Origin of the sequence: Roseobacter sp. HKCCA0434 (assembly GCF_032464675.1) — a bacterium.
Lineage (GTDB): Bacteria > Pseudomonadota > Alphaproteobacteria > Rhodobacterales > Rhodobacteraceae > Pontivivens.
This window is the reverse complement of the sequence record NZ_JAWDKL010000001.1, coordinates 20,117-45,539: the sequence shown is the minus strand read 5'-3', so window position 1 is coordinate 45,539 and position 25,423 is coordinate 20,117. Positions and strand designations below refer to the sequence as shown.

The 25,423-nt window shown below is 68.5% G+C and carries 29 protein-coding genes; 9 read left to right on the top strand and 20 right to left on the bottom strand.

Features of this window, described 5'->3' with window-relative positions:
• Nucleotides 1–17: 17 nt before the first annotated feature.
• From RX333_RS00235 to RX333_RS00200, 8 genes are all read right to left on the bottom strand, one after another.
• Nucleotides 18–557 (bottom strand): holin family protein, encoded by a 540-nt coding sequence (locus RX333_RS00235; RefSeq protein WP_316012890.1) that lies wholly within the window; start codon nucleotides 555–557, stop codon nucleotides 18–20.
• The gene (locus RX333_RS00230; protein WP_316012889.1) at nucleotides 548–1,162 is read right to left on the bottom strand and encodes a holin-associated N-acetylmuramidase; all 615 of its coding nucleotides are present in this window, start codon (nucleotides 1,160–1,162) and stop codon (nucleotides 548–550) included. The genes RX333_RS00235 and RX333_RS00230 overlap by 10 nt, the downstream gene beginning before the upstream one ends.
• Nucleotides 1,163–1,236: 74 nt before the next feature.
• On the bottom strand, nucleotides 1,237–1,659 hold the full coding sequence (locus RX333_RS00225) for a cytochrome c maturation protein CcmE (RefSeq protein ID WP_316012888.1): 423 nt from the start codon (nucleotides 1,657–1,659) through the stop codon (nucleotides 1,237–1,239).
• Between the two features lie 11 nt (nucleotides 1,660–1,670).
• A complete protein-coding gene (argC, locus tag RX333_RS00220; protein ID WP_316012887.1) occupies nucleotides 1,671–2,696 on the bottom strand; it encodes an N-acetyl-gamma-glutamyl-phosphate reductase in 1,026 nt (341 codons plus the stop codon).
• Between the two features lie 50 nt (nucleotides 2,697–2,746).
• Entirely contained in the window at nucleotides 2,747–3,610 is an 864-nt protein-coding gene (locus RX333_RS00215; RefSeq protein WP_316012886.1) for a lysophospholipid acyltransferase family protein, read from the bottom strand.
• 171 nt (nucleotides 3,611–3,781) lie between these two features.
• Nucleotides 3,782–4,309, bottom strand: a complete 528-nt coding sequence (rpsI, locus tag RX333_RS00210) for a 30S ribosomal protein S9 (protein ID WP_316012885.1) — start codon at nucleotides 4,307–4,309, stop codon at nucleotides 3,782–3,784.
• A 2-nt stretch (nucleotides 4,310–4,311) separates the two neighbouring features.
• Complete coding sequence (gene rplM / locus RX333_RS00205; protein ID WP_316012884.1) at nucleotides 4,312–4,776, bottom strand: 50S ribosomal protein L13; 465 nt, start codon at nucleotides 4,774–4,776, stop codon at nucleotides 4,312–4,314.
• A 163-nt stretch (nucleotides 4,777–4,939) separates the two neighbouring features.
• Nucleotides 4,940–5,488, bottom strand: a complete 549-nt coding sequence (locus tag RX333_RS00200; protein WP_316012883.1) for a cytochrome B — start codon at nucleotides 5,486–5,488, stop codon at nucleotides 4,940–4,942.
• Nucleotides 5,489–5,561: 73 nt separating this feature from the next.
• Here RX333_RS00200 and RX333_RS00195 point away from each other — a divergent pair, with 73 nt between their 5' ends.
• On the top strand, nucleotides 5,562–6,077 hold the full coding sequence (locus tag RX333_RS00195) for a 2'-5' RNA ligase family protein (protein ID WP_316012882.1): 516 nt from the start codon (nucleotides 5,562–5,564) through the stop codon (nucleotides 6,075–6,077).
• Here RX333_RS00195 and RX333_RS00190 read toward each other — a convergent pair.
• The 5 genes from RX333_RS00190 to RX333_RS00170 all read right to left on the bottom strand — a co-directional run bounded on the left by RX333_RS00190 (nucleotide 6,053) and on the right by RX333_RS00170 (nucleotide 10,882).
• Nucleotides 6,053–6,475: a PaaI family thioesterase gene (locus tag RX333_RS00190; RefSeq protein ID WP_316012881.1), complete on the bottom strand. Its 423-nt coding sequence runs from the start codon at nucleotides 6,473–6,475 to the stop codon at nucleotides 6,053–6,055. The genes RX333_RS00195 and RX333_RS00190 overlap by 25 nt on opposite strands.
• Entirely contained in the window at nucleotides 6,472–7,602 is a 1,131-nt protein-coding gene (gene ctaA / locus RX333_RS00185) for a heme A synthase (RefSeq protein ID WP_316012880.1), read from the bottom strand. The genes RX333_RS00190 and ctaA overlap by 4 nt, the downstream gene beginning before the upstream one ends.
• Nucleotides 7,603–7,684: 82 nt before the next feature.
• Nucleotides 7,685–8,416: a peptidase gene (locus RX333_RS00180; protein WP_316012879.1), complete on the bottom strand. Its 732-nt coding sequence runs from the start codon at nucleotides 8,414–8,416 to the stop codon at nucleotides 7,685–7,687.
• A gap of 69 nt (nucleotides 8,417–8,485) precedes the next feature.
• Nucleotides 8,486–9,466, bottom strand: a complete 981-nt coding sequence (locus RX333_RS00175; RefSeq protein WP_316012878.1) for an alpha-E domain-containing protein — start codon at nucleotides 9,464–9,466, stop codon at nucleotides 8,486–8,488.
• Between the two features lie 12 nt (nucleotides 9,467–9,478).
• Complete coding sequence (locus RX333_RS00170; RefSeq protein WP_316012877.1) at nucleotides 9,479–10,882, bottom strand: circularly permuted type 2 ATP-grasp protein; 1,404 nt, start codon at nucleotides 10,880–10,882, stop codon at nucleotides 9,479–9,481.
• 129 nt (nucleotides 10,883–11,011) lie between these two features.
• On the opposite strand from RX333_RS00170, the gene RX333_RS00165 reads away from it, so the two are divergent.
• Complete coding sequence (locus RX333_RS00165; RefSeq protein WP_316012876.1) at nucleotides 11,012–14,299, top strand: transglutaminase family protein; 3,288 nt, start codon at nucleotides 11,012–11,014, stop codon at nucleotides 14,297–14,299.
• Between the two features lie 154 nt (nucleotides 14,300–14,453).
• Here RX333_RS00165 and RX333_RS00160 read toward each other — a convergent pair whose 3' ends face one another.
• Nucleotides 14,454–15,200 (bottom strand): NAD(P)H-dependent oxidoreductase, encoded by a 747-nt coding sequence (locus tag RX333_RS00160; RefSeq protein WP_316012875.1) that lies wholly within the window; start codon nucleotides 15,198–15,200, stop codon nucleotides 14,454–14,456.
• A gap of 162 nt (nucleotides 15,201–15,362) precedes the next feature.
• A complete protein-coding gene (locus RX333_RS00155; RefSeq protein WP_316012874.1) occupies nucleotides 15,363–15,812 on the bottom strand; it encodes a type II toxin-antitoxin system RatA family toxin in 450 nt (149 codons plus the stop codon).
• Nucleotides 15,813–15,900: 88 nt separating this feature from the next.
• Here RX333_RS00155 and hpt point away from each other — a divergent pair, with 88 nt between their 5' ends.
• Genes hpt through RX333_RS00140 form a run of 3 tightly spaced genes read left to right on the top strand, consistent with a single transcriptional unit; the run spans nucleotide 15,901 to nucleotide 17,408 of the window.
• Nucleotides 15,901–16,446 (top strand): hypoxanthine phosphoribosyltransferase, encoded by a 546-nt coding sequence (hpt, locus tag RX333_RS00150; RefSeq protein WP_316012873.1) that lies wholly within the window; start codon nucleotides 15,901–15,903, stop codon nucleotides 16,444–16,446.
• Between the two features lie 56 nt (nucleotides 16,447–16,502).
• A complete protein-coding gene (locus RX333_RS00145; RefSeq protein WP_316012872.1) occupies nucleotides 16,503–17,030 on the top strand; it encodes a cyclic nucleotide-binding/CBS domain-containing protein in 528 nt (175 codons plus the stop codon).
• A 51-nt stretch (nucleotides 17,031–17,081) separates the two neighbouring features.
• Nucleotides 17,082–17,408, top strand: coding sequence for a hypothetical protein (locus tag RX333_RS00140; protein ID WP_316012871.1), 327 nt, complete (start codon nucleotides 17,082–17,084; stop codon nucleotides 17,406–17,408).
• A 6-nt stretch (nucleotides 17,409–17,414) separates the two neighbouring features.
• Here RX333_RS00140 and lipA read toward each other — a convergent pair whose 3' ends face one another.
• On the bottom strand, nucleotides 17,415–18,371 hold the full coding sequence (gene lipA, locus RX333_RS00135) for a lipoyl synthase (protein ID WP_316012870.1): 957 nt from the start codon (nucleotides 18,369–18,371) through the stop codon (nucleotides 17,415–17,417).
• A gap of 148 nt (nucleotides 18,372–18,519) precedes the next feature.
• On the opposite strand from lipA, the gene RX333_RS00130 reads away from it, so the two are divergent.
• Together RX333_RS00130 and RX333_RS00125 are read left to right on the top strand one after the other, a co-directional pair.
• Nucleotides 18,520–19,728: a PLP-dependent aminotransferase family protein gene (locus RX333_RS00130; RefSeq protein WP_316012869.1), complete on the top strand. Its 1,209-nt coding sequence runs from the start codon at nucleotides 18,520–18,522 to the stop codon at nucleotides 19,726–19,728.
• 59 nt (nucleotides 19,729–19,787) lie between these two features.
• Complete coding sequence (locus tag RX333_RS00125) at nucleotides 19,788–20,738, top strand: MBL fold metallo-hydrolase (protein ID WP_316012868.1); 951 nt, start codon at nucleotides 19,788–19,790, stop codon at nucleotides 20,736–20,738.
• Nucleotides 20,739–21,017: 279 nt separating this feature from the next.
• Here RX333_RS00125 and RX333_RS00120 read toward each other — a convergent pair whose 3' ends face one another.
• From RX333_RS00120 to RX333_RS00105, 4 genes are all read right to left on the bottom strand, one after another.
• Nucleotides 21,018–21,248: a hypothetical protein gene (locus tag RX333_RS00120; RefSeq protein ID WP_316012867.1), complete on the bottom strand. Its 231-nt coding sequence runs from the start codon at nucleotides 21,246–21,248 to the stop codon at nucleotides 21,018–21,020.
• Nucleotides 21,245–21,988, bottom strand: a complete 744-nt coding sequence (locus RX333_RS00115; RefSeq protein ID WP_316012866.1) for a 2-keto-4-pentenoate hydratase — start codon at nucleotides 21,986–21,988, stop codon at nucleotides 21,245–21,247. Before RX333_RS00115 ends, RX333_RS00120 begins: the two co-directional genes overlap by 4 nt.
• Nucleotides 21,985–22,623: a GntR family transcriptional regulator gene (locus tag RX333_RS00110; RefSeq protein ID WP_410056033.1), complete on the bottom strand. Its 639-nt coding sequence runs from the start codon at nucleotides 22,621–22,623 to the stop codon at nucleotides 21,985–21,987. Before RX333_RS00110 ends, RX333_RS00115 begins: the two co-directional genes overlap by 4 nt.
• 65 nt (nucleotides 22,624–22,688) lie before the next feature.
• Nucleotides 22,689–23,573: a class I SAM-dependent methyltransferase gene (locus RX333_RS00105; protein ID WP_316012864.1), complete on the bottom strand. Its 885-nt coding sequence runs from the start codon at nucleotides 23,571–23,573 to the stop codon at nucleotides 22,689–22,691.
• Between RX333_RS00105 and RX333_RS00100 the strand changes: the two genes are divergently transcribed.
• Entirely contained in the window at nucleotides 23,562–24,230 is a 669-nt protein-coding gene (locus RX333_RS00100; protein WP_316012863.1) for a pyrimidine 5'-nucleotidase, read from the top strand. The two genes, RX333_RS00105 and RX333_RS00100, sit on opposite strands and share 12 nt — an antisense overlap.
• Nucleotides 24,227–25,411: an FAD-dependent oxidoreductase gene (locus tag RX333_RS00095; RefSeq protein WP_316012862.1), complete on the top strand. Its 1,185-nt coding sequence runs from the start codon at nucleotides 24,227–24,229 to the stop codon at nucleotides 25,409–25,411. Before RX333_RS00100 ends, RX333_RS00095 begins: the two co-directional genes overlap by 4 nt.
• The last annotated feature ends 12 nt before the right edge of the window (nucleotides 25,412–25,423 follow it).

Here is a 25,423-nt window from a genome sequence, read left to right as displayed (position 1 = left end):
AGCCTGCTTTGTGCCCGTTACGATGTTTCGCGCCGCCACTCCGCGATGACTGGATTGTCGACCGGGGGCGCCGCCGCCGGAGCTTTCGGCGCGCGCGCCTGCCGCTGCGCCTCCAGCCGCTCGACGGCCGCCATCACGTTTGCCGCGTCCTGCGTGCCGGGTGCCGTCCGGCCCCGGATGTGATGCAGCTCGCGCGCGCCGAAATAGAACGACACCACAGCCCCCATCAGCCACCACAGCGGATCGGGCACCAGTGCCAGCCCCTGCATCCGCGCGGCGAAGCCCAGCGGATCGTGCATCGCATAGGCGAACAGCCCCATCGTGGCGAAGGCCATGCCGGGCCGCGGCAGGCGGTTCAGTCCGTCGATCAGCCCGTCGAACCAGGTCCGCGGCGCGCGCGCGAACTCCGCCGCGTGCCCCTCCATCGCGGTGATCTGCTCGCGATGCTCGGCCTGCGCCCGCTTGGTGCGATTGACGGTGAAGACCTCCGCCACCTCCGCCGCGGCCTGTCCGACACCCTTGGCCGCGGTGCCAAGTCCCAGCCAGCTCAGCCCCATGACGCCACCCGCGCGCGATGCTGCGCGTCCGTCAGGTGCCAGCGGCGGGCGATGAATTCCTCCGCCCGCAGGATCCAGCCGCCCTTCCCCCCGTCGCGCCGACGCGCGAACTTGCGGCTGGTCGGGCGCCGGTCGGCGAGGCGGTAGTAGAAATTGCGCCGCTCCACCCCGTAGGCATCGTTCAGCCGGTCCGCGCCCACGGCCCGCGCGACCCGGTGCGCGGCGGCGGCGGTGATCGGCCCGATCTTGCCATCCACCACCAGCACTTCTCCGAAGGCCACGAGCACGTCCTGCAGCAGCCGCACCGCCCGGCTGCCGGAGTTGACATACATATCGAAGACCGCCGCCTGCACCGCCTGCGGCAGCCGCGCGATGCCGGGCCGCTCGAAATACTCGACCCGGTAGATGCGCGCCGCGTCCACCCGCTTGATCGCGCGCACATCCGCCTCGCTCACCGTCCCGTCGCCGGTGAGGTCGAGCCCCAGCCCCCGCAGCGTATGGATGGTGATGCCGAGATTGGTCGCCCCGCCCGGATCGTCCGGATCGTTCACGAAGCCACCCTCGCGCGCGATGATCGCCTCGATCATCTCGTCGATTCTGTCCATGACTTGCACCCTTCAAATGACCTTAAGGAAAGGTGAAGAGTGTCCCACGAACATGTTGAGGTCCGGTTAACGGATCAGCCGTCGATGTCGATGCCCCGATCCTCGAAGGCGTCGGTCAGCTCCTTCGGCCGGTATTCCTCGTCATGCTTGGCCAGAACCTCGTCGGCCATGAAGGTATCGCCCTCCATCCGCCCCGTGACGATCGTGTCCGCCCCTTCCGCGAACAGGTCCGGCACGATCCCGGTATAGCGCACGGGGATCGACACCTCCGTATCCGTCACCATGAAGGCATGCGTCTCCCCCCGCTGCCAGTCCGCGACCAGCCCGCCCAGCCGGATCGTCTGCCCCTCGCGCGGCGGGTTCTCCACGATCTCGGACGGCAGGCGGAAGAACTGGCCCCCCTGCCCGATCCCCACGATGATCAGCACGGTCGAGGCGACCAGCAGAACCAGCCCGATCGCGACCAGCCGGATGCGTTGCCGCTTGCGCGCGCTCATGCGCCCGCCGGTCACGGGAACACCGGCGCGGCCATCAGCCCCGCCGTCTCCTCCAGCCCCAGCATCAGGTTGGCATTCTGCACCGCCTGCCCCGAGGATCCCTTGTTGAGGTTGTCGAGCGTCGAGAACACCCGCGCCCGTCCCGCGCGCCGATCCGCGACCACGCCCACATGCACGAAGTTCGAGCCCCGCACATGCCGCGTCGCCGGCGCCTCGCCCATCGGCAGCACCACGCAGAACGGCTCATCGGCATAGCGTTCGGCCAGCGCCGCGTGGATCGCTTCCGCCTCGCCGTGGACATGCGCGGTGCACAGGATGCCCCGGTTGGCGGGCATCAGATGCGGCGTGAAGATCGCCTCGACAGGCCGCCCCGCCGCCTTGGAAAACTCCTGATCGAACTCGGAGGTATGCCGATGCACCGGCAGACCGTAGGCATGCGTCCCCTCGCTGACCTCGGAATGCAGCATCCCCTCCTTGGCCGCCCGCCCCGCGCCTGACACGCCGCAGAACATGTCGAGCACGATCTCGTCCGGGTCGATCACGCCCGCACTCAGCAAGGGCAGGATCGCGAACATCCCAGTCGCCGCGTTGCAGCCCGTGCCCGCGACCAACCGCGCCCCCCGGATCTCGTCGCGGTAGAACTCGCTGAGCCCGTAGACCGCCTGCTCCTGCAAATGCAGCGCCCGGTGCGCGTCGCCATACCACTTCTCGTAGACCGCCGGATCGCGCAGCCGGAAGCCCGCGCTGAGATCCACGCATTTCACATGCTCCGGCAGGCCCGCCACGATCTCCTGCGAGGTGCCATGCGGCAGCGCCGCGAAGGCGAGGTCGATGCCCGACCAGTCCACTTCCTCGACCGTCACCAGATCGGGCAGGTCGAGATGGCGCAGATGCGGAAACACCGACGCCAGCGGCTTGCCCGCCTTCGCATTCGCGCACAATGCCCCGATGCGCAGATCGGGATGGGTGGCGATCAGGCGGATCAGCTCCGCGCCCGTGTAGCCGCTGGCCCCGATGATCGCGATTGTCTTGGTCATGTTCCGCTCCTCTTCGCGCCCGATCTAAGCCATCGGGCGCGCGCGATCAATCAGCCCTCGAACTCGTAGCCGTAGCCCGCCTCCGCGACAGGCTCGGGCGACAGCGCATAGGTCCGCGCACGCAGCCAGTCCATCAGCGCGCGCGCATCGCCCGCGCGTGCCGCGATCTCCTCGGGCGGGATCGGATCGCCCACCACCAGCGGCACCTTCGCCCCGACCCGCGCCTTGAACTCCGAAATCAACAGCGCCATCCGCAGCGTGTAATGCAGGTGCGAGGCGCGCTGGAACCGCCGCGAATTGGCCCCGTGAAAATAGACGGGCACCACCGTCGCCCCGCTCTTGGCGATCATCTTCGCGGTGAAGGTCCGCCAGCGCGGATCGAGCGGCCGCCCCTTCGGCGTCAGCGCCGTCGAGACCGTGCCGCCGGGAAAGATCCCCACGCAGCCCCCGCCCCTCAAATACCCCAGCGCCTCCGCCCGCGTGGCGAGGTTGAGCTTCTGCCCCTCCTTCGTCCCGTCGAAGCTGATCGGCAGGATCACCCGCTCCAGCTCCGCCGCCTTGCCGAAGACCTGGTGCGCCACCACCCGGAACTCGCCCCGCGCCACGCTCAGCACATGGCCCAAGACCAGCCCGTCGAGAATGCCGAACGGGTGGTTCGCCACCACCACCAGCGGCCCCTCGCGCGGGATCGCGTCGAGCGATCCGCCCAGCACGTCGAGCCCCAGGCCGTAGCGCGCCATCATCACCGACCAGAAGTCGGCCCCCGCGCCCATCTCCAGCTCGTAGCCGCGCGCCCGCCGGATCAGACCGGGCCGCCCGGTCAGGTTCTCCACCGTGCGGATCAGCGTGCGCCCCGCGCGCGTGCGGGCCGAGGCGGCATAGCTGATCTCGCGCGCGACCTGGCGCTTCTGCATGGGACGAACTCCATCGACGGTTTCACCCCGAAATGATCGCCCCGCTCCGGCCCGGTCAAGCCGCGCGATGTCGCGGCCTTCGGATTGGCGCAAATACTCGGATCCCGTGCCCGCAACGCAAAACGCCCCCCGGTCTCCCGAGGGGCGCTTGCAAAAGGCTTGGAAGCGGTATCAGCGCTTCGAGAACTGGAAGCTGCGGCGGGCCTTGCGGCGGCCGTACTTCTTCCGCTCGACCACGCGGCTGTCGCGGGTCAGGAAGCCTGCCGCCTTCAGCGCGGGGCGCAGGGACGGCTCATAGAGCGTCAGCGCCTTGGAGACACCGTGACGCACCGCGCCCGCCTGACCGGAGAGGCCCCCGCCCTTGACGGTGGCGACCACGTCGAACTCGCCCTCGACACCGGCGATGCTGAAGGGCTGCGCCAGCAGCATCTGCAGCACGGGGCGCGCGAAATACTCGTTCATCGGCTTGCCGTTGACGGTGACGGTGCCGTTGCCCGGCTTGACCCAGACGCGGGCGACCGCGTCCTTGCGCTTGCCGGTCGCGTAGGAGCGGCCGTGCTCGTCGCGCACGGGCTCGCGCGGGGTGGCGGTCTCGGTCTCGGTCAGCATCGCCTGCTCGTCCGAATCGACGCCGAGCGCGGTGGTCTCGGCCGCGACCGCTTCCTTCAGACCGTCGAGCGATTTGATTTCGTCAGCCATCTTCATGCGCTCCGGGTGTTTTTCTTGTTCATGGACGCGATGTCCAGAACTTCAGGGTTCTGGGCCTCGTGCGGGTGCTCGGCACCGGCATAGACGCGCAGGTTGGTCATCTGCTGGCGCGACAGCGGGCCACCGGGCAGCATGCGCTGGACCGCCTTGGTCACGACACGCTCGGGGAAGCGGCCTTCCAGCAGCTCGCCCGCCGTGCGCGACTTGATGCCGCCGGGGTGGCCGGTGTGCCAGTAGTAGTTCTTGTCGGTGCGCTTGTTGCCGGTCAGCTGCACCTTCTCCGCATTGATGACGATCACGTTGTCGCCCATGTCCATATGCGGGGTGAAGGTCGCCTTGTGCTTGCCGCGCAGGCGCATGGCGATGATCGAGGCGAGGCGGCCCAGCACGATGCCCTCGGCATCGACCACGATCCACTTCTTCTCGATATCGGCCGGTTTTGCGGAGTAGGTTTTCATGTCATCCGTCTCTTCGGTCACGAGGATTGCCGAGCCGGACGGCGAACCACCCGGCGATGGGTGGGTTCTAAGGATTTCGGAGCGCGCGTCAACGGCAAAGATGCCGGAAAAACCAAGCGATAACAGCGGCCTGAAATTACGGTATTCTAGTACCCCATTCTCTTTACAGAAACCGATGCAGGAACTTCGGTGCCACGATCCTCAGCGCGTTGTCGCCCAGCACCACATGCCGCCAGATATGGAACGCCGCGTGCGCGGCGATCAGCGCGGCCAGCAGGTAGAATTCGATCGAGTGGATCGTGCCGACGATCCGGTTCGCCTCCGGCATCCCCAGCGGCACCGCGATCGGCACGATATCCCCGGCCCAGAGCTGCCGCGACGCCGTCAGCCCGATGAAGAAGCCGCTCACCGCCACCAGGAACAGCCCCCAGACCAGCGCGTGATGCAGCACCCGGTGCACGACCTTCAGCCGCGGCCCCAGCTTCGGTCCCGGCCGCCCGATCAGGCCACGCCGGAAGTAATCCGCCGACCAGATCAGCGCCGCCGTCACGAAGATCAGCCCGAAGACCGAGTGCAGGCGCACGAAGCCCGGCCCCCAGGCCGTCACGTCGCGCGGCTGGACCAGTGTGAACCACACGGCAAGCGGCAACACGATGAAGTGCATCAGCTTCAGCGCCGTCCGGCGGCGGGGGATCAGGTTTCCAGGTTTCATGTCACAGTCACGCGGCAAAGGGTCCCACAGTTTCACCATCGCCCGCGCGCGCGGCAACCCTACCCTTGCCTACATGAGCAAGGACGCCCTCATCTTGACCCCGATCCTAGACGCGCGCAGCCAGTCCCGGCTCGACGCGCTGCGTACCGCGCATTTCCCCGCTCATCGCAACTACCTCAGCGCCCATGTGACGATGTTCCACGCGCTGCCGGGCCGCCGCCTCGGCTCCATCGAGGCGGTGCTCGCCGCCCGCGCCGCCGACACCGCGCCGCTCCCGTTGACCATCGGCCGCGCCTTCCGCCTTGGCGGCGGTGTCGCGTTCCGCGTGCAATCGCCCGCGCTCGAAACCCTGCGCGCGGGGCTCGCGAATCTGTGGTGGCCCGCCCTCACCCGGCAGGACCGGCGCGACTGGCACCCGCATGTCACCGTGCAGAACAAGGTGGAAGCCGACGAGGCGGCGCAGACCTTCGCCCGCCTCGCCCCCGCCCATGTTCCCTGGCGCGGGCAGGCACTCGGCCTCGCGCTCCATCGCTATCGCGGCGGCCCGTGGGAGCCGCTCTCCCGCTACCCCTTCGGCGGAATGGCGTAGGTGATGTTCGCATGGGCCACCGGAGCGTCCGACCCTTGCGAGAAGACCGTCACGTCCCCCACCGCCAGCAGCCGGCCCAGCTTCAGGATGCGCACATCCGCCACCAGATTGGTCGCCGCAGGCTTGCGCATGAAGTCGATCGAGCAGTTCGTCGTGACCGTCAGCGCCTTGCGCCCCACCATGCCCAGCACCGCGATGTAGAAGGCGCAATCGGCCAGCGTGAACATGGTCGGCCCCGATACCGTGCCGCCGGGCCGCAGGTCGGCCTCGCTCACCTTCAACGCGACGCGCGCCGCCATCGGCTCCAGCCGCTCGATGGTGAAGCGCCCCGCCATCTGCGGGAACACCTCGGCGAGGAAGCCGTCGACCTCCTCGGCACTCAGCTCCAGCCCGCTCATGCCCGCACACTCTGCGCCGGGGGATAGCCCGCGACGAAGCGCGCGCGCAGCGCCAGCACCCACAGCAGCACCGCAACCAGCTGGTGCGCGATGGCAAGGCCCAGCGGTGCGGCATAGAGCACCGTGACGATCCCCAGCACCACCTGCAACGCGACCGCGTGGATCATCGCGACATGCGCGCTGCGCACCGCCTTGAGCGAGGACCGCCGCGCCCGCAGAAACACAAGGATCGCGAAGGCCGTGACGATATAGGCGAGGATGCGGTGGTTGAACTGCACCAGCCCGCCATTCTCGGTGAAGTTGCGCGTCACCGGCTCCAGCTCCAACGCCGCCGGCGGCACCACCTGCCCGCCCATCAGCGGCCAGTCTGTGAAGCTGCGGCCTGCGTCGATGCCCGCGACCAGCGCGCCCATCAGGATCTGCGCGAAGACCAGCCCCACCAGCACGGCATCCAGCCGGAACAGCCCCGTGTTCCGCTGCCGCCGCGCCTGCAACAGCTCGCCCTCCAGCCGCCGCAGGCGGAAGATGAACCAGGCGATCAGCCCGAGGATGACGAAGGCCAGCCCCAGATGCACCGCCAGTCTGTGCGAGGCGACGTCGAGCATCGTGCCTTCCAGCCCGCTCGACACCATCCACCAGCCGATCGCGCCCTGCAGGCCGCCCAGCAGGCCCAGCCCCAGCAGGCGCGGTGTCCAGCCCGTCGGAATCTGGCGGCGGATCGCGAACCAGGCGAAACCCGCGGCCCAGACCAGACCGATGACGCGCCCCAGCTGCCGGTGCCCCCATTCCCACCAATAGATATACTTGAACTCGCCGAGGCTCATGCCCCGGTTCTGCAACTGGTATTCGGGGATCTGTCGATAGGCGTCGAACTCGGCCTGCCAGTCGGCCTCGGTCATCGGCGGCAGCGCGCCCGACAGGGGCGCCCATTCGGTGATCGACAGCCCGCTATCGGTCAGGCGCGTCAGCCCGCCCACCGCGATCATCACGACCACCAGGGCGAAGAGGATGCCCAGCCAGACCGAGATCGCCCGGCGGGCCGCCCCCGCATCGGGCTTTTGCGGGGGTGCCGCGACCTCCCGCTTCGCCTCGCTGCCCACATCCTCGAAGATCGCGCGCTGAGCCATGTCCATCCCCGCTTCGTTGCCGTCGCATGGGGATGTACCGCCCGCGCCCGCCTCTCACAAGACGGGCGCGGCGTCGCAGTCTTCAGACGTCGATCTGCGTCATCTCGTGGAACGCGCCGCGCAGCGCGCCCGACCAGGCCTCGGACATCTCCGCCCAGGCCTCGTCGCCCTCCTCGATCCGGCGCAGCTGGTCGAAGCCGATCTGCCCCTGCCGCATCACCGCCACGTCGAGCGGCATGCCGACGCTGAGGTTCGAGCGCAGCGTCGAATCCATCGACAGGAAGGCGGCGGTGATTCCGACATTCAGCGGCGTCGACGGCTCGATCACCCGGTCGAGGATCGGCTTGCCGTATTTATGCTCGCCGATCTGGAAATAGGGGGTGTCCTCGGTGGCCTCGATGAAGTTGCCCGCCGAATAGACCTGGAACAGCCGCATGTCGCCGCCCGCGCGCTGGCCCGCCACCACGATGGAGCTGGCCGAGCTTTCGCCCGCCGCCGTCAGGCCCGGACCGTAGCGGCCCATGACGATGCGCATCGCGTCGCCCACGATCTCGGCCACGCGGAACATGGTCGGCGCGGTGTAGAGCGTCTCGATCCCGTCCTCGACATGCTCGATATTTTCGTTCAGCAGCGAGATGACTGCCTGCGTGATGGCGAGGTTGCCCGCGGTCATCATCGTGATGACGCGGTCGCCCTCGCGCTGCCAGGTAAACATCTTCTTGTATTTGGAGATCGTGTCGATCCCCGCATTCGTCCGGGTGTCCGACAGGCAGATGATGCCATCGTCGAGCTTGATCGCAACGCAATAGGTCATGGGTCCCTTATCCTTGAAAGGGGTTGAGCAGGCCGCATAAGTGGCGCGGCCCGCAGCACTGTCAAGGAGCTACTGCGCCTGAATCTGGACCTGCTCCACCATCGGTCCGTTAAAGCCGTAGACCTGCGCGATCTCGCTCGCCAGCGTGTTCAGCTCCACGATGGTCTCGGTCAGCCATTCGTGCAGTCCGTTCCCGATGATCTGCTCGACCGTCAGCTGCTCCAGCCGGCTTTGCAACTCGGTCGCGCGGCGCAACGCCTCGCTCTGACCACCGCTCCCGTCGCCGATCCGGACGAGGTTGTCCACGATCGTCTCGACGCTGGTGATCAGCCCGCGCGGGCTGGCGGGGTTGAGGATCAGGAAATGCACCACCGCCTGCGGCGTCACCGTCTCGCGGTAGGTCCAGCGGAAGGCCCGCAGGCTGTTGGTCGCGCGCAGCAGCTGCACCCACTGCATGTGGTCGAGACCCCCGCCCACGTCCTGCGCGCTCGGCAACAGCACGTGGTACTTCACGTCGAGCAGGCGCGCCGTGGCATCCGCCCGCTCGATGGCCACGCCGATGGCGATGAACCGCGCGCCCTCGTCGCGCAGCATCGACGCCTCCACGGCCCCCGAGAAGGTGAAGCCGATGCCCTTGACCCATTCGAGGAACCCGGCCAGCCGGCCCCCCTCGATGTCAGACGGCTCGCTCGCGCGCATCTCCGCCCAGGCGGAGTTCAGCCCGTCCCACACCTCGGTCGTGACCGCGATGCGCATGGCCCGCGCGTTCTCGCGCGCCGATTGCAGGCAGCGATAGATCGAGGAGGGGTTGGTCTCGTCCAGGATCAGGTGATGGGCGACCGCGTCCATCGTCGCCGTCTTGATGTCGCCCGGAAAGGTCTCGTGACAGCCCGAGGCAATGAGGATCGATTCCCACTCGGACGCGCGGCCCTCGTCGGTATTGGGAATGTTCTCCATCCGGCGCCCGGCATCGAGCAGGCGCGCCACGTTGGAGGCGCGCTCGACATAGCGGGCCATCCAGAACAATCCGTTTGCGGTGCGGCTCAGCATGATGTCGCCCCCTTATCCGTTCAAAACCCAGGTATCCTTGACCCCGCCGCCCTGGCTGGAGTTGACGACGAGCGACCCCTCCTTCAGCGCCACGCGGGTCAGGCCACCGGGGATCAGCCGCGTCTCGCGACCCGAGATCACGAAGGGCCGCAGATCGACATGCCGCTGCACCAGCCCGCCCTCGCCCAGCGTCGGCGCGGTGGACAGCGCCAGCGTCGGCTGCGCGATGAAATTGCCCGGATCCGCCTCGATCCGCTTGCGATAGGCGTCGATCTCCTCGCGCGTGGCCTTCGGCCCGATCAGCATGCCGTAGCCGCCCGATCCGTGGACCTCCTTCACGACCAGCTCGTCGAGATTGTCGAGCACGTGGGCCAGTTCGTCGGGCTTGCCGCAGCGCCAGGTCGGCACGTTGGGCAGGATCGGCTCCTCGCCCAGGTAGAACTTCACCATCTCCGGCACGTAGATGTAGATCGCTTTGTCGTCGGCCACGCCCGCGCCGGGCGCGTTCACGATTGTCACGCCGCCCTTCTTGTAGGCGTCGATGATCCCCGGCACGCCCAGCATCGAATCCGGGCGGAACGCCTTGGGGTCGAGGAAGCTGTCGTCGATCCGGCGATAGAGTACGTCGACCCGCTGCGCGCCCTTCGTGGTGCGCATCCACACCCGGTCGTTCTCCACGAACAGGTCCGGCCCCTCGACCAGCTCGATGCCCATCAGGTCGGCCAGGAACGTGTGCTCGTAATAGGCGGAGTTGAAATGCCCCGGCGTCAAGAGCGCCAGCGTCGGCTCCCCCTCGCACATCGGCGGCGCGATCGAGCGCATCGCATCGGCCAGCATGTCGCCATAGTGATCGACGGGCCGCACCAGGCCCGAGCGGAACAGCTCGGGGAACATGCGCGCCATCACCTCGCGGTTCTCCAGCACGTAGGAAATGCCGCTCGGCGTGCGGCAGTTGTCCTCCAGCACGTAGCTCTCGCCCTCTCCGACCTGCACCAGATCCACCCCGCAGATGTGGGAATAGATGCCCCCGGGCGGCACGAACCCTTCCATGATCGGCTCGTAGGCCTCGTTGCCGTCGATCAGGTCGGCGGGGACGATCCCCTCCTTCACGATGGCCCGTTCGGTGTAGATGTCGGTCAGGAAGGCGTTGAGCGCCCGCGCCCGCTGGATCGAACCCGCCTCGATCCGCTGCCATTCCGCGGCGGAGAAGATGCGCGGGATCATGTCGAAGGGGATCAGCCGCTCGGGGTCTCCACCCTCGCCATAGACGGCGAAGGTGATGCCGACCCGGCGGAACAGCGCCTCCGCCTCCGCCCGCTTCTCGTTCAGCGCGTCCGGCCCGTGCGTGTCGAGCCAGTCGCGGATCATCTGGTATTCGGGCCGGATCCGGTCCCCCTGGTACATTTCGTTAAACATTCGGCCTTTCCGGTGGACAATACCGCCCGTCATGTCAGCTTTGGTTCCATAAGTAGTCTGACGCAATTTTGGCCCTTGCCAAGGGTCCATGCCGAAAATCGCGTCAGCAAAACGGTTTGTGGAGATAAAATGAGCATCAAGATCGCGCTGACCCACCGGACGAGCTATTCCTACGACCGGCCGATCCAGCTCAATCCCCATGTCGTGCGCCTGCGCCCCGCGCCCCACGCGCGCACGCCGATCCTGTCCTACTCGCTCAAGATCACGCCCGAGGATCACTTCCTCAACTGGCAGCAGGACGCGTTCTCCAACTGGCAGGCCCGCCTCGTCTTCCCCGAGAAAACCAACGAGTTCACCGTGGACGTGCAGCTGATCGCCGACATGATCGCGATCAACCCGTTCGATTTCTTCGTGGACGAGACGGCGGACGAGGTGCCCTTCACCTATTCGGGCAGCCTGAAGAAGGAGCTGTCGATCTTCCGCCGCCAGCCGCGGCAGACCAAGACCTTCTACCGCTATCTCGACGCGGCACCCCAGCCGCAGGGCGTCACCATCGACTGGCTGGTGGCGCTCAACACCTATGTCCAGAACACCATCGCCTACACCGTGCGGATGGAACCGGGCGTCCAGACGCCCAAGACGACGATCGTCAAGGCACTCGGCTCCTGTCGGGACAGCGCATGGCTGCTCGTGAACATGCTGCGCGAATTCGGCTACGCCGCCCGCTTCGTCTCGGGCTATCTCGTGCAGCTCAAGGCCGACCTCAAGGCCACCAACGGCATGGACGGCCCGGCCGAGGATTTCACCGATCTCCACGCCTGGTGCGAGGTCTACCTCCCCGGCGCGGGCTGGGTCGGCCTCGACCCAACCTCAGGCCTCTTCGCGGGCGAAGGCCACATTCCGCTCGCCTGCACGCCCATGCCGTCGAGCGCCGCGCCCATCTCGGGCAGTCTCGAAAAGGCCGAAGTCGAGTTCGACTTCGAGATGCGCGTCGACCGGATCGAGGAGCCGCCCCGCGTCACCGCGCCGATTTCCGACGCCGACTGGGCCGCCCTCGACCGCACGGGCCGCATGGTCGACGACCGCCTCACCGCAGGCGACGTGCGCCTGACCATGGGCGGCGAGCCCACCTTTGTCTCGGCTTACGACCGCGATGCCGACGAATGGACCACCGCCGCCGTCGGCCCGACCAAGCGCGAGAAGGCGGACGAGCTGATCCGCCGCCTGCGCGACCGCTTCGCGCCGGGCGGCATGCTGCATTACGGCCAGGGCAAGTGGTATCCGGGCGAGCAACTCCCCCGCTGGGCCTTCTCCCTCTACTGGCGCGGCGACGGACAGCCGCTGTGGAAGGACCCCGACCTCATCGCCACCGAGGGCGCGCAAGGCGCGACCATCGAGGAGGCGGAGACCTTCATGAACCACCTGTGCGACGCGCTGGAGGTGGAGCGCGACCTCGCCGCCCCGACCTACGAGGACCCCGCCGCCTTCGCCCTGCGCGAACAGGAACTGCCCGACAACGTGACGCCCGAGGATTCGAAGCTCGACGATCCGCAGGAACGCGCCCGCCTCGCTCGCGTCTTCGAGCGGGGCCTCGGCAACGCCACCGCCTTCGTCCTGCCGATCCAGCTCGCCCAGGCCGGCGACAAGCGCCGCTTCCGCTGGCGGTCCGAGAAGTGGAAGACCCGGCGCGGCAAGCTCTACCTCCACCCCGGCGACAGCCCCGCCGGTTTCCGCCTGCCGCTCGGCAGCCTCGAACACGTCCCCGAGGCGCGCCGCGTGATGCAATTCCGCCGCGACCCGATGGTCCGCCCCGGCCCCCTGCCCCAGACGGCGGATGGCCGCGCGATCTCCGAGCCGTCGGAGACCCCGTCCGACGACTGGATGGCCGCCCACACCGTCTTCCTCGAAGGGGAGGAGCCGGTCCGCACCGCCCTGACGGTCGAGCCGCGCGACGGCCGCATCTGCGTGTTCCTGCCGCCCACCGGCACGGCGGAGGAATATATCGACCTCATCACCGCGGTCGAGGAGACCGCCGCCGCCCTCGAACAGCCCGTCCATGTCGAGGGCTACGAGCCGCCGCGCGACCCGCGCATGAACCTGATCGGCGTCACCCCCGATCCCGGCGTCATCGAGATCAACATCCACCCCGCCCGCAACTGGGACCAGCTCTCGCAGGTCACCCACACCCTCTACGACGAGGCGCGGGAGATCGGGCTCGACAGCTTCACCTTCATGGTGGACGGTCGGCCCGTCGGCTCGGGCGGCGGCAACCACATCGTCGTGGGCGGCGAGACGCCGTCCGACAGCCCCTTCCTGCGCCGCCCCGACCTCCTGGGCTCGATCGTGCGCTACTGGCAGAACCACCCCAGCCTCTCCTACCTCTTCTCGGGCATGTTCATCGGCCCGACCTCGCAGGCCCCCCGCCTCGACGAGGCGCGCCACGACAGCCTCTACGAGATGGAGATCGCGCTGAAGGAGGTGCAGCGCCTCGGCGGCAACCCGCCCCTGTGGCTGGTCGACCGCATCTTCCGCCACCTGCTGACGGACCTCACCGGCAACACCCACCGAGCGGAGATCTGCATCGACAAGCTCTTCTCCCCCGACGGCCCGACCGGACGGCTCGGACTCGTGGAGTTCCGCGGCTTCGAGATGCCGCCCCACCCCCGCATGGGCATGGCGCAGGCGCTGCTGATCCGCGCGCTCATCGCCTGGTTCTGGGAGACGCCCTACGAGGGCAAGCTGAAGCCGCGCGGCACCCACCTGCACGACACCTACCTCCTGCCCGCCCATTGCTGGGCCGATTTCCGCGAGGTGCTGGCGGACCTGTCGGGCGCCTTCGGCACGCCCTTCGACGAGGCCTGGTTCGTCGCCCAACGCGATTTCCGCTTCCCGATCCTCGGCACGCATCAGGTCGAGGGCGCGGGGCTGGAACTGCGCGCCGCCATCGAGCCCTGGCTGGTGCTGGGCGAGGAAAGCACCGCCGGCGGCACCGCCCGCTTCGTCGACAGCTCGGTCGAGCGGCTGGAGATGGCCGTCACCGACCTCGACCCGCGGTTCAAGCTGACATGCAACGGCTACGCCCTGCCGCTGCACGAGGTGGAGGGTCGCCAGGTCGCGGGCATCCGCTTCCGCTCCTGGCAGCCCTGGTCGGCGCTGCACCCGACCATCCCCGCGCATGCGCCGCTGATCTTCGACCTCTGGGACAGCCTCTCGGGCCGCTCGGTCGGCGGCTGCACCTACCACGTCGCCCATCCCGGCGGCCGCGCCCACGAGCTGCGCCCGATCAACGCGCTGGAAGCCGAAGGCCGCCGCATCTCCCGTTTCGAGAGAGGTGGCCACAGCCAGAACCTCGAGCAACCGAGCTATCTCGGCACCCACCCCGATTTTCCCAAGACGCTGGACCTGCGCAGGGTCTGAACCCTGCGCCTCCGGCGGGGATATTTGAAGAAAGTGAAAGGGGGCACACCCGCCCCGGACCCGAGCCGGGTCCGCGCTGGTACTCGCGCCGCGTTGGCGACTATCTCCCCCTCTCCCGCAGGCGGGAGAGGGCCGGGGTGAGGGTGGTCCGCCGCTACTCCCGCGCGATGAACGGCCAATGCGACGGAGCATCCGCCCGCAACCGACCCTCCTCGAAATCGCTGTCGGCGTTGAAGGTCAGCAAGGGCCGCTCATCCAGCCCCGCCACGATCTCCGCCTGCCGCTCCAGCACCGCGCGCAACCGCGCCTCCAGCCGCTCGCGCGCGGCACCTTCGTGAAACCCGTGCACCCCGTGCACGATCACGGGCTCGGCCACGTCGAACCCGCAATATCGCAGCGTGTAGGCCAGTGCGAAGAGATGCAGCCGCGTGTCCCCTTCCTTGCCGTCGGGCCCGCTTTCGGCCGCGCTCGATCCGGTCGTCACGCAGAACAGCGCCCGCTTGCCCCGACACGGCCCCGTGTCGAAACGCGCCCGCGAGCTGTGCATCGCACCGTGCACCAGCACCCGCTCGGTCCAGCCCTTCAACATCGCGGGCGGCGCGAACCACCAAAGCGGGAAGTGGAAGATGATGCGCTCCGCCGCCCGGATCGCCGCGACATGATCCGCAACCTCGACCGGCAGCGCCCCCGACCGCGCGGCCGCGTCCTGCATCCGCATCACGTCAGGCCCCGGCTCTGCATAGTGGCGCGGATGCTCGATCGGATCGAAACCCTCGGCATGAAGGTCGATCAGACGGGCGGAGCCCGATCTGCGCGCGGCCTCGGCGGACGCCGCCGCCCACTGCGCCGTGAAGCTGTCCTTCATCGGATGGACCGAGATGATCAGCGTTCGGGCGGACATGGCCGCACCTCCTCGTCGCGTCTTCGATGTTAAGGCGGCAGTCCTTCGGATTGGCATAAATACTCGACCCCGGCCAAAGGTTAACGCGAATACCCGAGCCATTTGGTCGCCATACGCATGCCATACGCTTTCCATACGCAGCGCAGACCGCCTTTTTAGGCGTTAACCCGGGCCGTAGAGCTCCGCCGCGCGCTTCTCGAAGGCGCCGACGATCCGGCGCATCGCCTCGTTGAACACGGCCCCGATCGCGGCTTGCAGGATGCGGCTCTTGAACTCGAAATCGACGAAGAAATGCACCTTGCACCCCTCCCCGTCCGGCTCGAACCGCCAGTTGTTGACGAGGTACTTGAACGGCCCGTCGAGATACTCGACATCGATGGTCCGGGCCTCCGGCTTCAGGGTCACGCGGCTGAGAAAGCTTTCGCGGAACACCTTGAAACTCACGATCAAATCCGCGTCGATCTGCGTCCCGCCCTCGACCTCGCGCTCCTGCCGGACGCGGCAGGCGGCCACCCAGGGGATGAAGGCCGGATAGGACTTCACGTCCGCGACCAGCGCATACATCTGGTCGGCGCTGTACGGCATCTCGCGCGTTTCGGAATGGGTTGTCATATCGCCTTCGTCCCCGCTCTTTCGGCCAGCGTCTGTTTGACGTAAACAACCCGCGCACACAATGACCGTTCCCAAGGAGGAGCCCCGGATGAGCGGCCTGCCCCCCTATGCCATCGACGAGATGATCTCCGCCAAGTCCATCGCCGCAAGGGTCGAGTCCCTGGCCCGCGACATCTCGGATCACTATGCCGATACCGACCAACTGGTGGTCGTCGGCCTGCTGCGCGGCAGCTTCGTGTTCATCGCCGACCTGGTGCGGGAACTCGATCTGCCCGTCGAGGTCGACTTCATCGAGGCGTCCTCCTATGGCGACGGGGTCGAGTCGAGCCGCGAGGTGCGCATCCTCAAGGACCTGCGCTCTGGCATCGAGGGGCGCGACGTGCTGGTCGTGGAGGACATCGTCGACACCGGCTACACGCTCAACCACGTGCGCGGCATGCTGGAGGCGCGCGCGCCCGCCCGGCTGGAGGTCTGCTGCCTGCTCGACAAGCCGTCGCGCCGCGAGGTGGACATCAAGGCGACCTGGACCGGGTTCGAGATCCCCGACGAATTCGTCGTCGGCTACGGGATCGACTACGCGCAGCGCAACCGGAACCTGCCCCATATCGGAAAGGTGCGTTTTCTGCACCAATGAGGCGACTTGTCGCACCCCGCCCGCGCGCTAGGACATGAGGGGAAGTGGAGCCCCCCATGCCCGACCGCCGCAGCATCGCGAACCGCCCGGAATACGCCCAGAAACCGCGTCCGCTGACCGCGCGTCCCGAGGACAGCGTCCGCGAGGCCGTGCGCCAGATGTCGCGCCACAACTACGGCTGCGTCGTGGTGGTGGACGCGGGCGATCGCCCCATCGGGCTGATGACCGAGCGCGACGTGATGAAGCGCCTGATCGACGCCGATCGTGATCCAGCCACGACCACGGTTGGCGAGATCATGACCGCCAATCCCCGCAGCGCGCGCCGTGACGACCTGGTGGTCGACTGGCTGCGCATCATGTCCAACGAACGCTTCCGGCGCCTGCCGGTGGTGGACGAGGACGGCCGGCTCGAGTCGATCTTCACCCAAGGCGATTTCGTCAGCTACACGTGGCCGGAACTCGGCCGCGACGCGCCTGCCCCGGCGCGGAGCATCGGCGGATTCGACTGGCGCCCGGTGGCGGCGGTCGGGGGCGTCGTGGGGGTCTACACGCTGCTGATGGCGCTGATCTTCAACGTGGCTTGATCGATCCCGCTCCTGCGATAGCCTGGACCTACCAGATCGGAGGACAACCGGATGATCCGCACGACGCTCATCGCCACACTGCTTCTCGCGAGCGCGGCCCAGTCACAGACGGCCGAGCAACCCGAAGATCTCACCTCGACCCGCGACCTGACGGAGGCGACCGCCTTCTGGAAGGACTTTCTCGGCGGGCTCGACGCGGAGATCGACCGCGACCCGGCGGGCAATATCTCGTTCGCACAATGCATCGCCCGCGCCCGCGCGGCGCGGATTGCCTGCCAGCAACGCGCCACCGACGGCGTCGGATCGGAAAGCTGCTATTTGCGAGAGGACCGCGCACGTCAATGGTGTTTCACCGAGTGGGACGAGCTGGAGCCCTGAGGCTTCTCAGACCTGCCCCAGCCGCTTCAGCCTCGCCTCGCGCAGCCGGGCGAAATCGTCGCCCGCGTGGTAGCTCGAGCGCGTGAGCGGCGTAGCCGACACCATCAGGAAACCCTTGCCATAGGCCGCCTTCTCGTAGCCCGCGAATTCTTCGGGCGTGACGAAGCGGTCGACGCGGTGGTGCTTCGGCGTCGGTTGCAGGTACTGGCCGATGGTCAGGAAGTCGATATCCGCGGCGCGCATGTCGTCCATCACCTGATGCACGGCCTGCTTGTCCTCGCCCAGGCCCACCATGATGCCCGACTTGGTGAACATCGTGGGGTCGAGTTCCTTGACCCGTTGCAGCAGCCGCAGCGAGTGGAAATAGCGCGCGCCCGGCCGCACCTCGGGGTAGAGCCCCGGCACGGTTTCGAGGTTGTGGTTGAACACGTCCGGCTTCGCCTCGACCACCACCTCCAGCGAACCCGGCTTCGAGCGGATGAAATCGGGCGTCAGGATCTCGATCGTGGTGCCCGGAGCCTGCTTGCGAACGGCGCGGATGGTCTGCGCGAAATGCTCCGCCCCGCCATCCTCGACATCGTCGCGGTCGACGGAGGTGATGACGACGTGGTTGAGGCCCAGCTTCTTGACCGCCGCCGCGACCCGCCCCGGCTCGAACACGTCGAGCGCCTCGGGCGGCTTGCCGGTGGCGATGTTGCAGAAGGTACAGGCGCGGGTGCAGACCTCGCCCATGATCATCATGGTGGCGTGGCCCTGGCTCCAGCACTCGCCCACGTTCGGGCAGCCCGCCTCTTCGCAGACGGTGACGAGCTTGTTCTCGCGCATGATCTTCGCCGTTTCGCGATACCCGGCGGAGGTCGGCGCCTTAACGCGGATCCAGTCGGGCTTGCGCGGCTGGGCGTTGTCGGGGCGGCGGGCCTTTTCCGGGTGGCGCTGCTCGGGGATCTTCAGATCGCGGGCCATGAGTGCCTCTTCGCTATGCGTTTCCCGTTACGTAACCCCTCGCGCGGCACTTGTCATCCGCATCGGCGAAAGGTCGGCTTGCGCGCCATGCAAGGCTCTTGACACTGCGTCAGCAATTCTGACCCATGAAGGTCAGGGAGATTGACATATGAACCACGACCAGACGGGGTACACCCCGCGCCTCGCCGAGCGGATGGATGGGATGAAGGCCTCCGAAATCCGTGAATTGCTCAAGCTGCTCGACCGGCCCGGCATCGTCGCCTTCGCGGGCGGCATCCCGGACCCCGTCCTGTTCGACCAAGCGGCGGTGCGCGCGGCCTACGACGCGATGCTGTCCGACCCGGCGCGGCTGGCCGCGGGCCTGCAATATTCCGTCAGCGAGGGCGATCCGGCCCTGCGCGACTGGATCGCGGGTCATATGGCCGCGCGCGGGGTGGAGTGCACGCGCGACAACATCCTCGTCACCTCCGGCTCGCAGCAGGGGCTGGAGTTCCTCGGCAAGCTACTGTTGTCCCCCGGCGACACCGCGCTGACCGAGGCACCAACCTATCTGGGCGCGCTGCAGGCCTTCTCTCCCAACCAGCCGCGCTACGACACGATCGGCGGCGACAATCGCACGCCCGAAAGCCATGCCGAGGCGGCGGGCGGCGCGGAGCGGGTGAAGCTCGCCTATGTCGTGCCGGACTTCGCCAACCCCACGGGCCGGACGATGACCCTCGCCGCGCGGCGCGCGCTGCTGGACCGTGCCGCCGAGCTCGACATCCCGGTGATCGAGGATTCGCCCTATGTCGCCCTGCGCTACGAGGGCGAGGCCGTTCCGCCCATTGCTGCACTCGACGGGCCGATCGACCAGAGCCGCGTCATCCATTGCGGCAGCTTCTCCAAGACCTTCACCCCCGGCTTGCGGGTCGGCTGGGTCTGCGCCGCGCGCCCCGTGATCGAGCGGCTGACCCTCATCAAGCAGGCCGCCGACCTCGCGACCTCGGCCATGAACCAGCAGGTGATTCTGCATCTGGCGCAAGGGATGGAGGCGCAGGTCGCCCGCGCCATCGCCCATTACCGTCCGAAACGCGACGCGATGCTGGCCGCGCTCGACACGCATATGCCGGATGGCGTGACCTGGACCGAGCCCGAGGGCGGGCTCTTCGTCTGGGTGACACTGCCACGGCAGATGGACAGCGTGACGCTCCTGGAGACGTGCGTGGCCGAGGACGGCGTCGCCTTCGTGCCCGGCCATGCCTTCCACCCCGACGGATCGGGCCGCAACACGCTGCGCCTCAGCTTCAGCCTGCCGTCCGAGTCCGATATCGCGCGCGGCATCGCGGCGCTGGCCGCGCGGATACGCCGCGCCGCGTGACTGGCCCCGGTGATGGCGCGGTCTATCTCGTGACCCGAAACAGCATTCGGGAGACCACAATGATCGACACGACGCTCACCCGCCGCGCCGCCCTCGCACTTGGCGGCGCCGCCCTCGCAGCCCCCGCCTTCGCCGGCGCGCCGCTCCTCGGCCCGTCGCGCCCCTTCCACCGGCGCGTTCAGCTGGGCGAATTCGAAGTGACGACCCTCCTCGACGTGGCGACCCCTGTGCCCGATCCGCACACCATCTTCGGCACCGAGCAGGACCCCGAAACGGTCAAGGAGCTGCTGCGGCAGAACAACCTGCCCACCGGCACGGCGGAGTTCACCTTTGCCCCCACGCTCGTCAACACCGGCGAGGAGCTGATCCTCTTCGACACCGGCAATGGCGACAGCGGCATGGCACCGGGGCAGCTCGTCAGCCGGATGATGGAGGCGGGCTACGGCCCCGATCAGGTCGATGTCGTGGTGCTGACCCACATGCATCCCGACCATATCGGCGGGCTGACCGATGCGGGCTCCCCCGTCTTCACCAATGCGCGCTACGTGACCGGACAGACCGAATACGATTTCTGGAACAGCCCGGACCGGATGGGCACCCCTGCGGAGGGCACGCACCAGCTCGTCCAGCAGAAGATGCGGCCGCTGGCGGACCAGACCACCTTCATCGCTCCGGGCGACGCGGTCGCGTCGGGGATCGAGGCGGTCGAGGCATTCGGCCATACGCCAGGCCACATGGCCTACCACATCGAGAGCGCGGGCCAGCGCCTGATGCTGATCGCGGACGTGGCCAACCATTTCGTCCTGTCGATGGAGCGTCCCGACTGGGAGGTCCGTTTCGATGCGGACAAGGCCGCCGCCGCCGCGACCCGGCGCAAGGTGCTCGGCATGATCGCCGCCGACGGGATCCCCTTCATCGGCTACCACATGCCCTTCCCCGCGATGGGCTATCTGGAAGAGAACGGCGAGGGCTTCGCCTTCGAGGCGATGAGCTATCAGCTGAACCTGTGAGGCAGAGACGCCGCGCAGCCCTCGGCTGCGCGGCGACCTCGTCATTCCGATCAGAGCCTATGGCAAGACGAAAGCCGCGCATCGACGGGCCGCGGTGCAGCGTTTCGACGTTCGAGCACGGCCTTTTTTGCCAGCCAGGTCCGCATGACCTCGCAACGTCGCGCGTCCATCGACCAAATCGCCGTACCGGGGAACGGGTCACGCCGGAGGGTTGCTTTCAGCACGACCGATGCGCGGCGGCCTTCAGCCTTGATTCCGCGCGTGCGACTAGCGCGGCGTTCAGGACGGCCCCCGCCCCGGCCACCCGTCATTGCGGTCCATCCAGACCAGCGCCCCACCATAGGCCAGCGCCGCCAACAAGAGCACGCCCGACCAAACGGGGGCGTTCCACATCCACGCGAGCCCCGCGAAGATCACGCAGGCCACGACCGAGATGATCGCACCGGGCCGGGTGTGCACCCCGGTCAGGATCAGCCGCACCGGCCACGGGACGGGGCGGTCGAACTTCACGTCTCCCACCCTTCGGCGACGCTCAGCCGCGCCGCGCCCAGCCCTGCAATCTCCAGCTCCGCCACCTGCCCAGGCGCGATGGGCAGAAGCGGCGTGTGCGAGCCGCAGAGCACCACCTGCCCCGCTTTCAGCCCGATGCCCCGCGCGCCCAGCGTGTTGGCCACGAAGGCCAGCGCCTGCAAGGGCGGCTCCGGTGCAGCATCCTCGGCATCGAGCACCAGCTCCCCGCCGATCCGCACGGTCGTGCGCCCGATCGTGGCCCCGGTGGCCCGGCCGATGACGGCCCCCGCGTTGAAGATGCCCTGTGCCGCGATGGTCGGCCCGTGCATCGTCGCGACGCCCCGGCGGTCGAGCACCTCCCAGGCGGGCACCAGCTCGGCCACCGCGCCCGCGACGCTGTCGGCGGTATGTCCCTCACCCGTCAGATCCGAGGACAGCACCGCCGCGATCTCCGGCTCCAGCATCAGGGCCATGTGAGCCTCCGCAGGCAGCACCGCGCCGTCGCGCATGATCTTGCGCGCAGGGATATGCGCGACCGCTGCGCTCTCCACCTGGAACTTCGCCTGCAATTCGGGCCGGTTCCACGCGATCTTCCAGCCGCTGACGCCCTCGACCGCCGCCAGCGCGTCCTGCATCGCGTAGGCCGTGGCCATGTCCGGCACGTCGCCGTAATCGAGGAAGGGTCCAGCCGCGGCGCGGGCCTGCGCGACCTCCTCGGCCCTTTCTTTCCAGCCGCTCACAACCCGCCCTCCGCATCGACCTGCAACCGGGTGCGATAGGCGGTGGAGATATGCGCCCGCGCCGCATCGTCCGCCGCCGCGCCGTCCCGCGCCTCGATGGCCGCGACGATGGCGTGATGCTCGTCCAGCGCCGTCTCGCTGCGCCCTTCGGCGGCGAAGGAGGTCGTCGTCAGCAGCGCCATCGAGCGGCGCACGCTCTCCAACTGCCGTATCAGGAACCGGTTGTGAGAGGCGAGATGGATCTGCCTGTGAAACCGCTTGTTCGCGCGGCTCAGCCCCTGCGGATCGCCCACCAGCGCGCGGTCCTGCGCGATCATGTCGTAGAGCACCGCAATCTCTTCCGGCGCGGCATGCTGCGCGGCCAGACGGGCGGCCAGCCCCTCCAGCTCGGCCCGCACGACGTAGAGCTCGCCCAGCTGATCGTGGTCGAGCGAGGCGACCATCAGGCTGCGCCCGTCCCGGCTCAGCACGCCTTGCGTCTCGAGCCGCTGCAGGGCCTCGCGGATCGGGGTGCGCGACATACCGAGGCTGTCGGCCAGCTCCGATTCCACCAGTCGGTCGCCGGGGCGGTAGGTGCCGTGGTCGATTGCGTTGAGCAGCCGGGAATAGGCGTCGGTCGGTTCGGCCACGGGCAGGCGCCTCCTTGCATACGGATCGCAACGTTTGTGCCCGCCGGTATCGCCGTGCGTCAACCCTTGCGTCACGCCTGCGCGGTGACCACCCAACCCGCCGTCGGCACCCGCACCGCGCCGTCGCGCAGCAGCGGCGAGAAGGCTTCGGCCAACCGCGCCTTGACCTCCGACCGCCGCTCGGGTGGCAAATCGCGCAGCCGCGCGGCCAGAACACCGATCCGCGTGGTGAAGGCGACGGCCCGCGCCACCGGGTCGGGATCGTCGCCCGTCCCTAGCGCCGCCTCCCGGTCCACCGGCGTCAGCGCGATGTCCCGCCAGCCCGCCTGGCCGAGAATGTCGCGGACATGGCTCTCCTCCGCCCAGCCGAACGGGCCTGCGCCACCCGCCGGGGGCAAGGCCCGTCTATCCTCCGGCAGCAAGTCACCCGCCGCCTGCAGCGGGACCGTCACCCAGCCGTTCTCCGACGCATCGCGCCAGCAGCTGACGGCCAGCCGCCCGCCGGGCCGCAGCTGCCCGCGCAAATGGCCCCAGGCCCCGACCGGATCGTCGAAGAACATCGCCCCGCAGCGGGAGTGGATCGCATCGAGCGGCGGGTCGAACCGCGCCGCGGCCGCATCCTCCAGCCGCCACTCCACCGCCTCGCTGCGCGCGCGGGCGAGCGCGATCAGGTCGGGCGAGACGTCGATCCCGACGACCTCCGCCCCCCTCTCGGCCAGATCGAGCGCGGTGTCGCCCGCCCCACAGCCGAGGTCGAGCACCCGGAGCCCCGCCACATCGCCGAGCGCGTCGATCCCGGCGCGGCCGACCGGGCCGAGCAGACCCTCCATCGCGTCCGCCCGCGCGGCCCATTCCGCGCCCACGCGTCCCTGCCAGTCCGCCAGTCCCGTCAAATCGTCCTCCCGCTCTCGACCCCGCGTCGCATCGCGCCTAAGTGCATAGTCATGAAACAGCATTTCGACCATGTCGACACCTGGGTGTTCGACCTCGACAACACGCTCTACCCGCCCTCCGCCGGGATCTTCGACCAGATGGACGGGTTGATGAACGACTGGATCGCGCGGGAGCTGCGGGTCAGCCATGACGACGCGCAGGCGATGCGCGAGTCCTATCTGGAGCAATACGGCACCACGCTGGGCGGGCTGATGCTCAACCACGGCATCGACGCCGACGCCTTCCTGGCCGAAACGCACGATCTCGACCTGGGCGAGATCGAGATGAAGCCGGCCTTGCGCGCGGCCATCGACGCGCTGCCTGGGCGCAAATACGTCTTCACCAATGGCAGTCGCGAGCATGCGCGCCGGGTCACGGCCGCGCTGGGCCTCGACGGCGTCTTCGACCAGCACTACGCGATCGAGGACGCCAACTACATCTCGAAGCCCCGGCGCGAGGCCTATGATCGCGTCTTCGCCGCCGCCGAGCTGCAAGGCCACACGGCCGCGATGTTCGAGGACATGGCCGAGAACCTGATCGTGCCGCATTCGCTCGGCTTCCGCACCGTGCTGGTCCATCCACATATCAAGGAGGATCACGGGCTGGAGCATATCCACCACGTGACCGACGACCTGACCGGCTTCCTGCGCCGCCTGACGGATGCGGAGGTCGCGGCGTGAGCGATCCCGTCCGGCAGGATGTGGTCGTGGTCGGCGGCGGCGTTGCCGGGCTGATGGCGACCATCGCCTTCGGCCGCGCGGGCTATACCGTCACCTGCCTCGACCCCGCCCCGCCGGGCGGCTCGACCGATTTGCGCTCCACCGCCTTCCTGATGCCCGCCGTGCGGATGATGGAGGAGGCGGGCCTGTGGTCCGAGCTTGCCCCCCACGCCGCCGAGTTGCGGGTCATGCGCCTCTGCGACAGTGGCGGCGCCGACAATATCGTGCGCGAACAGGTGGACTTCGCGGCGGCGGAGATCGGTGAGGAGCGCTTCGGCTGGAACGTCCCGAACGCCGTGCTGCGCCCCGCGATGATCGCCTTGGCCGAGAGCATCGAGGGCGTGACCCTGCGGATGGGGGTCGGCGCGCGCGGCCTGCTCGCCCGATCCTCCGCCGCGCGTGTCACCGCCGACGACGGCACGCGCTACGACGCCGCGCTGATGGTCGCCGCCGACGGGCGCAACAGCCCCATGCGCGAGGCGCTGGGCATCGACACCCGCACCTTCCGCTACGGGCAGAAGGCGATGGTCTTCCACGTCAGCCACCCGGCTCCGCATCACGGCGTCAGCACCGAGCTGCACCGCACCGGCGGCCCGTTCACGCTGGTCCCGCTGCCAGACGGCGAGGACGGCACCCACCGCTCCGCCGTGGTTTGGATGGAGACGGGTCCGAACGTGGCACGCCTGATGGCGCTCGATGATGCCGCCCTCAATGCCGAAGCGACCGCCCGCTCCTGCGGTGTCCTCGGTCCGTTGACGCTGGCGGGCAAGCGTATCGCCTGGCCGATCATCTCGCAGGAGGCGAGGGCCCTGACGGGCCCCCACAGCGCCCTGATCGCCGAGGCCGCGCATGTGATGCCGCCGATCGGTGCGCAGGGGCTCAACACCTCCTTCGCCGATATCCGCGCGCTGCTCGACGCCGCGGGGCGCGAGGCGCTGGGGTCGGAGCAGATGCTCGATCTCTATGCCCAGGCGCGCTCGCGCGACATCGCGATCCGCGAGCGGGGAGTGGCGGCGCTGAACCTCGCGGCCTTTGCCGAGGCGCAACCGCTGCGCGACCTGCGCCGCGCGGGGCTGCACACGCTTGCGAGCCTTGCCCCGCTGCGCCGCACGGCGATCCGGCGGGGCATGGGCCTCGCCTGACGCGAAACCGCC